9 protein-coding genes are annotated in these 10,369 nt (G+C 62.0%); 3 read left to right on the forward strand and 6 right to left on the reverse strand.

The window, feature by feature from the left end; translation table 11 throughout:
- Positions 1–17: 17 nt before the first annotated feature.
- Entirely contained in the window at positions 18–1,400 is a 1,383-nt protein-coding gene (locus AC1Q6I_RS14990; RefSeq protein WP_102623603.1) for a class II fumarate hydratase, read from the forward strand.
- On the opposite strand, the gene AC1Q6I_RS14995 is transcribed toward AC1Q6I_RS14990, so the two are convergent.
- The 3 genes from AC1Q6I_RS14995 to pap all read right to left on the reverse strand — a co-directional run bounded on the left by AC1Q6I_RS14995 (position 1,397) and on the right by pap (position 5,567).
- Positions 1,397–2,353: a DMT family transporter gene (locus AC1Q6I_RS14995; protein ID WP_024076610.1), complete on the reverse strand. Its 957-nt coding sequence runs from the start codon at positions 2,351–2,353 to the stop codon at positions 1,397–1,399. The genes AC1Q6I_RS14990 and AC1Q6I_RS14995 overlap by 4 nt on opposite strands.
- A 129-nt stretch (positions 2,354–2,482) precedes the next feature.
- Positions 2,483–3,667, reverse strand: coding sequence for a thiolase family protein (locus AC1Q6I_RS15000; RefSeq protein ID WP_069076146.1), 1,185 nt, complete (start codon positions 3,665–3,667; stop codon positions 2,483–2,485).
- Between the two features lie 385 nt (positions 3,668–4,052).
- Positions 4,053–5,567, reverse strand: coding sequence for a polyphosphate:AMP phosphotransferase (gene pap / locus AC1Q6I_RS15005; protein WP_024076612.1), 1,515 nt, complete (start codon positions 5,565–5,567; stop codon positions 4,053–4,055).
- A 141-nt stretch (positions 5,568–5,708) separates the two neighbouring features.
- Between pap and mnmC the strand changes: the two genes are divergently transcribed.
- Together mnmC and AC1Q6I_RS15015 are read left to right on the forward strand one after the other, a co-directional pair.
- Positions 5,709–7,703, forward strand: a complete 1,995-nt coding sequence (mnmC, locus tag AC1Q6I_RS15010; protein WP_102623601.1) for a bifunctional tRNA (5-methylaminomethyl-2-thiouridine)(34)-methyltransferase MnmC2/FAD-dependent 5-carboxymethylaminomethyl-2-thiouridine(34) oxidoreductase MnmC1 — start codon at positions 5,709–5,711, stop codon at positions 7,701–7,703.
- Between the two features lie 373 nt (positions 7,704–8,076).
- Positions 8,077–8,595, forward strand: a complete 519-nt coding sequence (locus AC1Q6I_RS15015; protein WP_102623600.1) for a GNAT family N-acetyltransferase — start codon at positions 8,077–8,079, stop codon at positions 8,593–8,595.
- A 30-nt stretch (positions 8,596–8,625) separates the two neighbouring features.
- On the opposite strand, the gene AC1Q6I_RS15020 is transcribed toward AC1Q6I_RS15015, so the two are convergent.
- The 3 genes from AC1Q6I_RS15020 to AC1Q6I_RS15030 are packed head-to-tail and all read right to left on the reverse strand — an operon-like array spanning position 8,626 to position 10,069.
- Positions 8,626–9,150: a lysis system i-spanin subunit Rz gene (locus tag AC1Q6I_RS15020; protein WP_102623599.1), complete on the reverse strand. Its 525-nt coding sequence runs from the start codon at positions 9,148–9,150 to the stop codon at positions 8,626–8,628.
- Positions 9,147–9,680: a glycoside hydrolase family 19 protein gene (locus tag AC1Q6I_RS15025; protein ID WP_102623598.1), complete on the reverse strand. Its 534-nt coding sequence runs from the start codon at positions 9,678–9,680 to the stop codon at positions 9,147–9,149. Before AC1Q6I_RS15025 ends, AC1Q6I_RS15020 begins: the two co-directional genes overlap by 4 nt.
- 53 nt (positions 9,681–9,733) lie before the next feature.
- The gene (locus tag AC1Q6I_RS15030) at positions 9,734–10,069 is read right to left on the reverse strand and encodes a hypothetical protein (protein WP_102623597.1); all 336 of its coding nucleotides are present in this window, start codon (positions 10,067–10,069) and stop codon (positions 9,734–9,736) included.
- Between the last annotated feature and the right edge of the window lie 300 nt (positions 10,070–10,369).

Genomic DNA, 10,369 nt, shown 5'->3' on the forward strand with positions numbered 1-10,369 from the left:
CTGAAGGAGTGTGCCCGATGAGCCGTATCGAAACCGACAGCCTGGGAGAAGTCCAAGTCCCGGATGACGCTTACTGGGGCGCCCAGACCCAACGTTCGCTGGTGAACTTCGCTATCGGCGAACAGCGCATGCCCCTGGCGGTCCTGCACGCCCTGGCCTTGATCAAGAAGGCCGCTGCCCGGGTCAACGACCGCAATGGCGACCTGCCCGCCGATATCGCCCGCTTGATCGAACAAGCCGCCGACGAAGTACTGGCCGGCCAACATGACGACCAATTCCCCTTGGTGGTGTGGCAAACCGGCAGCGGCACCCAAAGCAACATGAACGCCAACGAAGTGATCGCCAGCCGCGCCAACGAGCTGTCGGGCAAGACCCGTGGCGGCAAGAGCCCCGTACACCCCAACGATCACGTCAACCGCTCCCAGAGTTCCAACGACTGCTTCCCCACCGCCATGAGCATCGCGGCGGTTCAGGCGGTCAACCAGCAATTGCTGCCGGCGATCACCCACCTGTCCGGCGGCCTGGCGGAACTGTCGGCACGGCATATGAAGCTGGTGAAGACCGGTCGCACTCATATGATGGATGCCACGCCGATCACCTTTGGCCAGGAACTCTCGGCGTTTATCGCCCAGCTTGATTACGCCGAGCGCGCGATCCGCAGTGCCCTGCCCCAGGTCTGCGAGCTGGCCCAGGGCGGCACGGCCGTGGGCACCGGGCTCAACTCGCCCCATGGCTTTGGCGAAGCGATTGCCGCCGAGCTGGCGGCGCTGTCGGGCTTACCGTTCGTAACCGCCCCCAACAAATTCGCCGCCCTCTCCGGACACGAACCCCTGGTGACCTTGCACGGTGCGCTGAAAACCCTGGCCGTGGCCCTGATGAAAATCGCCAACGACCTGCGCCTGCTCGGCTCCGGCCCCCGCGCCGGGCTGGCGGAAGTCAAACTGCCAGCCAACGAACCGGGCAGCTCGATCATGCCCGGCAAGGTCAACCCGACCCAGTGCGAAGCGCTGTCCATGCTGGCCTGCCAAGTACTGGGCAATGACGTGACCATCGGCATCGCGGCGAGCCAAGGGCATTTGCAGTTGAACGTGTACAAGCCGGTGATCATCCACAACCTGCTGGAATCGATCCGCCTGTTGGCCGACGGCTGCAATAACTTCCAGGAGCACTGCATCGCCGGCCTGGAGCCCGACGCCGAACAAATGGCCGAGCACCTGGAGCGCGGGCTGATGCTGGTCACGGCGCTCAACCCGCACATCGGCTATGACAAGTCAGCAGAGATCGCCAAGAAGGCCTACGCCGAAGGATTGACCCTTCGGGAAGCGGCGCTGGACCTGGGCTACCTCACCGACGCAGAGTTCGACCAGTGGGTACGCCCGGAAAACATGCTGGGCGCCTAAGACGCCATGCGTAGCCGCCGGGCCTTGAGCCCGGCGAGCAACGACGGCGCCAGCGCAACCGCCGCCGACCCCATGACCACCACCAACGCGCCGAAATAGCCCAAGGCATTGATCTCTTCGGCCTGCACATAGTTGGGCCACAGCCACGCCGCCAACGCCACCGCGACAAAGGTCACCAACGGCGTCAGTGCCAGGGTTGCACTCACCCGCGAGGCTTCCCAGTGGGCCAGGGCTTCGGCAAATGCGCCGTAGGCCACCAGTGTGTTCATGCAACACGCCAGCAACAGCCAGCCTTGCAGCGGGCTCAGTTGCAGGGCCTCCAGCGGATGCGCCCAAGGCGTCAGCAGCACGGCGCACGACAGGTAGATCACCATCATCACTTGCAGCGAATTCCAGACGGTCAGCAACTGCTTCTGGCCCAAGGCGTAGAACACCCAGATCGACGTGGCGAGCAGGATCGTCAGCACACCGGCGGTATAAGCGCCGAGGGACGTCAGCAGTTCCTCCAGGCGTTGGTTGAAGAACAGACCGAAGCCGACGATCAGCACCACCAGGCCCACGCTCTGACCCACGCTGAAACGTTCCTTGAACACAAACACGCTGGCGATCATCAGGAAGATCGGCCCCATCTGCACCACCAACTGCGCGGTGCCGGGGCTGAGCAGTTTCAGGCCCACCAGGTACAACACGTAGTTGCCCACCAGACCGCACACGGCCATCGCCACCAGCCAGCCGCCCTTGGGGCCGAGCACTTTACGACTGGGCAGGCGCTTGGTCGCGGCGAGGTACACGAAGAGGCAACTGCCGGCCACCATCAGGCGAAACCAGGTGACGGTGATCGGGTCCATCACCTGCAACACTTGCTTGAGCTTGATCGGCAGAATGCCCCAGAGCAGCGCGGTCAGCAGGGTCAGGAAAAAACCGTAGACCCAGCGGCCGGAAGAGATGTGCATGAGTGCCCCAGAAAATGCCAGAGGTGGAGGAGCGGCTATTCTAGGGGCAAGTGGACGCATTGGGATATGGCGCTGCATACCTGTGGGAGGGGGCGGTGCGACGATTCGACTTGCCCCCTCCCACACTTATCAGCGCACGGCTTCGAACAGTCCCGTGGCGCCCATGCCGCCGCCCACGCACATGGTGACGATGCCATAACGCAAATTGCGCCGCTGCAGCTCACGCACCAGGTGCCCGACCTGGCGCGAGCCGGTCATGCCGAACGGGTGGCCAATGGAGATCGAGCCGCCGTTGACGTTGTATTTGTCGTTATCAATTTCCAGGCGATTACGCGCGTACAGGCATTGGGAAGCGAAGGCTTCGTTGAGTTCCCACAGGTCGATGTCCGCCACCTGCAGGCCTCGCGCCTTGAGCAGCTTGGGCACCGAGAACACCGGGCCGATGCCCATCTCATCCGGCTCGCAACCTGCCACGGTGAAACCGCGGAAAAACGCCTTGGGCTTGAGCCCCAGTTCCAGGGCTTTCTCCAGGCTCATCACCAGCGTCATCGAGGCGCCATCGGAGAGCTGCGACGAGTTACCCGCCGTCACCGAGCCGTCTTCGGCAAACACCGGCTTCAACCCAGACAGGCTGGCCAACGTGGTGTCCGGGCGGTTGCAGTCATCGCGATCTACGACGCCGTCGAGGATTTGTACCGCGCCAGTGTTCTTGTCCTCGACCCTGTACTTGACCGCCATCGCCACGATTTCATCGTCAAACAGGCCATCGGTCTGGGCCTGGGCCGTGCGCTGCTGACTTTGCAAGGCGTAGAGGTCCTGGTCTTCGCGGCTCACGTTGTAGCGGCGCGCGACGATTTCAGCGGTCTGGCCCATGGGGAAGTAGATGCCCGGCACCTGCGCCTTGAGCAGCGGGTTGATGAGGTTATCGGTGTTGACGCTTTTCATGGTCAGGCTGATCGACTCGACACCGCCCGCCACGATGATATCGCTGCACCCCGAGGCGATCTGGTTGGCGGCGATGGCGATCGCCTGCAGGCCCGACGAACAGAAGCGGTTGAGCGTCATCCCTGCCGTGCCGGTACCCAATTGCGAAAGCACCGCCACGTTGCGCCCGATGTTGTAGCCCTGGGCGCCCTCGTTGGAGCCGGCGCCGACGATGCAATCCTCCACCGTGGCCGGGTCGATGCCGTTGCGGGCCAGCAGCGCGTTGACGCAATGGGCCGCCATGTCATCCGGGCGGGTCTGGTTGAACTTGCCGCGAAAGGATTTGGCCAGGCCGGTTCGCACACTGTCGACGATCACTACTTCACGCATGGGCTACCTCGATCTTGTGGTTGTTGGATCGAGAATAAGTCCAGTCCTCTCCCACTGCGACGATCATTCACCCGGCGTATGCAAAAACATGGTGACGAACATAAATCGGTGGTGAGTCGGCCTGTTGTGGTCAGAGGGCTTGTGTGGCGAGCGGGCTTGTTGTGGCGAGCGGGCTTGCCCCGCGTTGGGCTGCGAAGCGGCCCCAAAACCAGCCAATGAGTTCTGCCTGGAGAAACGCGGCGTCTGGGTCAGGGCCGCTTCGCGCCCCAACGCGGGGCAAGCCCGCTCGCCACAACAAGCCCTCTAACCACTTCAAGCCCTCCGGCCACTTCAAGCCCTCTCCCTCGCAACAGCCCCGCTCGCCACGAGTCAGTTACCCAGCCACTTATTTCTTTTTCTTTTTATCGTGCTTGTCGGACTTGGCGAACGCTTCTTCCAAGGCCAGGTTGATGGTGCGTAGCACCTTGACCCGCGCCCAACGCTTGTCATTGGCCTCCACCAGGGTCCACGGCGAGACCTCAGTGCTGGTGCGGTCGACCATATCGCCCACCGCCGCGCGGTAGTCGTCCCACTTGTCGCGGTTGCGCCAGTCGTCCTCGGTGATCTTGAAGCGCTTGAACGGGATCGCCTCACGGGCCTGGAAACGCTCCAGTTGGGTCTGCTTATCGATAGCCAGCCAGAACTTGACCACAATCACCCCCGCATCGCGCAGTTGCTCCTCGAAGTCGTTGATCTCGCCATAGGCACGCAACCAGTCGGCCGGGGTGCAGAAGCCTTCGATGCGCTCCACCAGCACTCGGCCATACCACGACCGGTCGAATACCGTGAACATGCCGCGTGCCGGGATCTGCCGCCAGAAACGCCAGAGGTAAGGTTGAGCCCGTTCGTCTTCAGTGGGGGCAGCGATCGGGATGATGCGGTACTGGCGCGGGTCGAGGGCCGCGGCGACACGGCGGATCGCCCCCCCCTTCCCGGCGGCATCGTTGCCTTCGAACACCGTGACCAGGGCGTGCTTGCGCATGCGTTTGTCGCGCATCAGGCCAGAGAGGCGCGCCTGCTCGGTAATCAGTTGTTCTTCGTAATCGTCCTTGTCCAGGCTCAAGGTCATGTCGAGGCTGTTCAGCAGGCTCACCTGGTCCACCGCGGCAGGCAAAGGCGCCGGGTTCATGCCGCTGGCCTTGCCCCTGGCTTGCTTCAAGGCGTTTTGCAGGCCTTCGAGCAGGATCTTGCCCACGGTCAGGCCACGGTAATAGGGGTCGACACCTTCGATCACATGCCACGGCGCATAGTCACGGCTGGTGCGGCGCAGCACGCGCTCGCCAAAATGCACGAACTTGTCGTAGGTCTGCGATTGCTGCCAGTCCAGCGGGCTGATGCGCCAGCTGTGCAGCGGGTCATCGGCCAGGGCCTTGAGTCGCGCCTTCATCTGTTTCTTGGACAGGTGGAACCAGAACTTGAAGATCACCGCGCCCTCATCGCAGAACATCTTCTCCAGACGCTCGGCACCGGCGATGGCCTGGTCGAGCCGCGCATCCTTGATCTCGCCATGCACGCGGCTTTGCAGCATCTGGCTGTACCAATTGCCAAAAAACACGCCCATGCGGCCCTTGGCGGGCAGTTGGCGCCAGTAGCGCCAGGCCGGGGGGCGCGCCAGTTCCTCGTCGGTCTGCTGGTCGAAGGTGCGCACTTCGATCAGGCGCGGGTCCATCCATTCATTGAGCAGCTTGACCGTCTCGCCCTTACCCGCACCTTCAACCCCGTTGATCAGGATGATCACCGGAAAACGCTTCTGCTGCTGCAACTCGTATTGCACTTCGAGCAAGGCTTCGCGCAGGGCGGGCACCTCGGTGTCGTAGGTGTCTTTGTCGATGGCGTGACCGATTTCGGCGGATTCGAACATAGGCTGCTCCGTTTCAAGATGGATCAAGACTAGCGGATTGGGCAGCGCCATGCGGGAGGAAATTCCACGTGCGCTTGCCGTGGGTCAATTCAAAGGCTGTTGATCGGCTAGAATGGCGGTCTTGCCTTTGCCGAGTCGCCCATGAACCCCGTAACCCACGCCCAGCTCGACTGGGATGACCAAGGCCGCCCGCACTCACGGGTATTCGACGACGTGTACTTTTCCGACAAATCGGGCCTGGAAGAAACCCGTTATGTGTTCCTCGAACAGAACCGTCTGCAGGAGCGTTTTGCTGCCTTGCCGGTGAATGGATGCCTGGTGATCGGCGAGACCGGTTTCGGCACTGGCCTGAATTTTCTCTGCGCCTGGCAGTTGTTTGAACAGCAGGCCGTAGCCGGTGCGCGCTTGCACTTTGTCAGCGTTGAGAAATACCCGCTGAGCCACGCCGACCTGCAACGCGCACTCGCCCTGTGGCCCGAGCTGCACCCCTTCGCCGAATCCTTGCTGGCGCAGTACGTCGCGATCCACCAAGGTTTCCAGCGCCTGGTGCTGGCCAACGGCCGTGTGACCTTGACGCTGTTGATCGGTGACGCCCTGGAGCAATTGCCGCAACTGGATGCGCAGGTCGACGCGTGGTTTCTCGATGGCTTCGCCCCCGCCAAAAACCCCGACATGTGGACCGCCGAGCTGTTCGCCGAACTGGCACGCCTGGCGGCCCCTGGAGCGACCATCAGCACGTTTACCAGCACCGGTTGGGTGCGGCGGCTGATCAATGCCGCCGGGTTCAAGATGAAACGCACGCCGGGTATTGGCCACAAATGGGAGATCCTGCGGGGTGAATACCTTGGGTGGCCGGCCGACACCCCGCCGCCGCCCCCGGACAAACCGTGGTTCGCCCGTCCAACGCCGCTGCACGGTGAGCGCAGCGCCCTGGTGATCGGGGGTGGCCTGGCCGGCTGCGCTACGGCAGCCAGCCTCGCGGCACGCGGCTGGCGCGTCAAGCTGCTGGAACGACATGCGGGCCTGGCGCAGGAAGCCTCGGGCAACCCGCAAGGCGTGCTTTACCTCAAGCTGTCAGCGCACGGCACGGCACTTTCGCAGTTGATCCTCAGCGGTTTCGGCCATACCCGACGCCTGTTGGAACACCTGCACCGAGGCGTCGACTGGGACGGTTGCGGCGTGCTTCAACTGGCCTTCAACGCCAAGGAAGCCGAGCGCCAGGCACAGTTGGCCGGCGCATTCGCCCCTGGCCTGCTGCATCGGCTCGATCAGGCCCAGGCCCAGGCTCGTGCCGGTGTGGCGCTGGAGCATGGCGGGCTGTTCTACCCCGAAGGCGGTTGGGTGCACCCGCCAGCGTTATGCGAATGGCAAGCCCGGCACCCTCTGATCACCGTGCTGACGCATCACGAAGCCCTTGAGTTGCAACGCGTCGACGGTCAATGGCGCGCCCTGGCCGGCGACACCTTGCTGGCCAGCGCCAGTGTGGTGGTGCTGGCCAACGCAGCGCAGATCAAGCACTTCGCGTTCAGCGCCGACCTGCCCCTCAAGCGCATTCGCGGGCAAATCACCCGCTTGGCGCAAACCCCGGCGAGCCAGGCGTTGGCCACGGTGGTGTGCGCCGAGGGCTATGTGGCCCCGGCGCGCCTGGGGGAGCACACGCTGGGCGCCAGCTTCGACTTCAAGAGCGATGACCTGACCCCCACGGTCGCCGAGCATGTCGGCAACCTGGACATGCTGCGGGAAATATCCGTCGACCTGCTGCACCGCCTGGGCGCCGACCACCTTGCCGGCGAGGACCTGCAAGGTCGCGCCGCGTTTCGCTGCACCAGCCCGGACTACCTGCCGATTGTCGGGCCACTGGCCGATCGCGCGGCCTTTGACCACGCCTATGCGGCACTGCGCAAGGACGCCCGACAGGTACCCGAGGCCGCCTGCCCATGGCTCGACGGCCTGTATATCAACAGCGGCCATGGCTCCCGTGGGCTGGTGACCGCCCCCCTGTGCGCGGAACTGTTGGCGGCATGGCTGGACGATGAACCCTTGCCGGTGCCTAAAAGCGTGGCCGACGCCTGCCATCCGAATCGGTTCGCCTTGCGCGCATTGATTCGCGGCACGGGCGGCTCCTCTGCGCAGTAACGGGCCACTCGCCGCGCAGGATCGCACCGGAGCAGCCAAGGCTCTTGGCCTTATAACAGATTGTTCTAAAACTCCAATCATAGGGGCGTGTCAGTTTCTGGGTACGCGCCCTTTAGGCGCATTGAGTATTTACCCCTCCCCAACGGAAAAACCGGTAAGGAACTTATGTGCGGATTAGCTGGAGTATTCCATAGGCTCTACACAAGGGGTTTCAGCGCCTTCTGAGGCCCCGTAGAGTCCCTCAAGGGAACATCCATTGGTACGAAAAGTGGTACGAGCTACAACCCTCACCGGCGTCCTGCTGAACGAACACAATCCCATCAAAACGACCGTTTGGTATAAAGTACCCAAACCAATCATAAGGACGTGAGCTATGAGCCTGAAATCCAAAACTGTACAGCTGCGCCTGGTAGAAGAATCCGATGCTGAGTTCATCGTGAGCCTTCGGACAGACGAAAAGTACAACAAGCACTTATCGGCAGTGACTGGCGATGTCGAAGCCCAAGTCGACTGGATTCGCCGCTATAAAGAAGACGAAGCCAATAAGCAGCAGTTCTACTTCATCATCGAGCGCCTGGATGGGGTACGGTGCGGGACCATCCGGGTCTATGACTTCGTCGGCGATTCATTCTGCTGGGGTAGCTGGATCCTCAACGAGGACAAGACACGCTACGCCGCCATCGAAAGCGCATTCCTGGTCTACCAGTTCGCCTTCGATGAGCTGGGCTTCCAGAAGTGCCACTTCGACGTTCGCAAGGGTAACGACCGCGTTATCTCCTTCCACGAGAAGATGGGCGCCACCCGTACCGGCGAGACCGAGCTTGACTACCTGTTCCAGATCACCAAGGAGGCGGTGAGCGAGTCCCGTGCCAAGCTACAGAGCAAGTTGTGATGAATTAGCAGGTGGTAGATGAGCGCCTTGCTACCTTGATATTGTTCTGACATATGCCTGGCAAGCCCGCAGAGCGATCAATCCTTGGTCACCGGAGTCGGTGATTGCGATAATTCGTTGAGCATGCGCTGGGTCAAGTTGGGCTCGACGGGCTGCATGAACCACGCCGACGGCGCCGGTGGCGGCTGGCACGTTGCAGCCAATGGCTGGATCCTCGATGAGGACTGACAGCCGCAGATCAGCAGTGGCAAGGCGATCGCGTAGGCGAGCCTGATCATGTTGGGCATCGGATAAGTCCTTAATGTGTTGTTGGTCGGAGGCGGCCAGGGTCTGCTCGGTGGCCAGGCGCTTGTCCTGCTCTGCCTTCTGCTGCCGCCAGGCCTCGCCGGTTATCGCGTCCAATGCTTTCTGGTGGGCGGAGCCCTGCTCCGCTAGCTGCTCGGAGAGCATCTTGCCCATGCGCCAGTCCTGCACCTGCCAGGTCACGCCGGCGGCACAAGCCATCGCCAGCAGGATCAGAACTATCAGGCCTACCAGCTTCTGCACCGGCGTCATGCCAGCACCTTCAGCGCCTTGTCGTACAGCGCCTGGCGGTCGTCCTGGCCATTGAGCCCGCCATTGATGCGCCGGGTGATCTTCACGAGCTCGCCCTGATCCGCCAGGGTGTTCAACCCACGGGTAGACCAGAACCAGGCAGCCGACATTGCGGCGTGCTGCGGCTGCTCCAGTAGTGTGGGCTGGCTGACCAGGTCCAGGCCCAGCGCTTCACCGCACGCCGTGTAGTTCGCCCGGCCGGTGATCTGGATCAGGCCACGCCCACGGTATTTGAAGCCATCACCCTGCACAGTGTTGTCCAGGTCGGCACGGCCCTCATACCCGGCCTGTTGCGCCGTGGGGCCCCAGATCTCGCGCACCCAGCGTAACTGGCCTGACTCATGGCCCACCTGTGCAATGAACGCGGCAATGCGCATGGGGGTAACGATGCCGTACTTGCTCATGGCTGTATTCAGTACAGGAACAAAAACGCCGGCTTGGCGGCCGGCGTTCGGGAGTATCAGCAGCAGCTGCTGCTCGGTAATTGGCATAGCTTTCTCCAGGCGCAAAAAAGCCGCCCTAAGGCGGCCTTCTGCGATAAAGGTTATGGCGTTGGCGGCAAGAGAGCAGCTTCGAGCGCGGTCAGACGAGCAGCAATATTGCCAGGCAGCGTGGCGATATCGATCTCAACCAGAGTGTCGCCGTTCTTCAGCTTGCCTTCGTGGTAGACCACGTTGAAGGGCGGGTCAGGATAGACAACCCACTCCCATGCACCGGTCGATCTAGCGAACCATGCACCGAACCGTGTAGGGCTCACATAGTCGGGCGCCATGTCTGGCCGATCACTATTCATTTGCACCCAGCCTTCTGGGTAGGGCCACGGCTGGTCATCCGGAACCGGGAATGACTCTGCCGTATCAATCTTTCCGTACCAGATCATCGCGCACCCCTCTTAAATAGGATCGGACAAATTTTCAGATTTAGGATCTGGGACCGGCATGTCCGGCTCCGTCTCTGAATAAACCTCCCCGTCCAGCAAATCGCCTTGATCATTGACGCCTCGATAGGTCTTGATGTGTGAGGTATCAGGCCAGTATTCGATTGCATATCCGCTCATATATTCAGCTCCCCACCAATTGCCGTTAGACCTGAGATAGTTGCATTAGGGAAACTCTGAAAAAAACTTTCTGATTTGGCAAAATACCGCGACCCCACCCACCGAGTTTCCCGATGAAGCAGA

The sequence above is a fragment of the Pseudomonas sp. MPR-R2A5 genome, assembly GCF_058793055.1.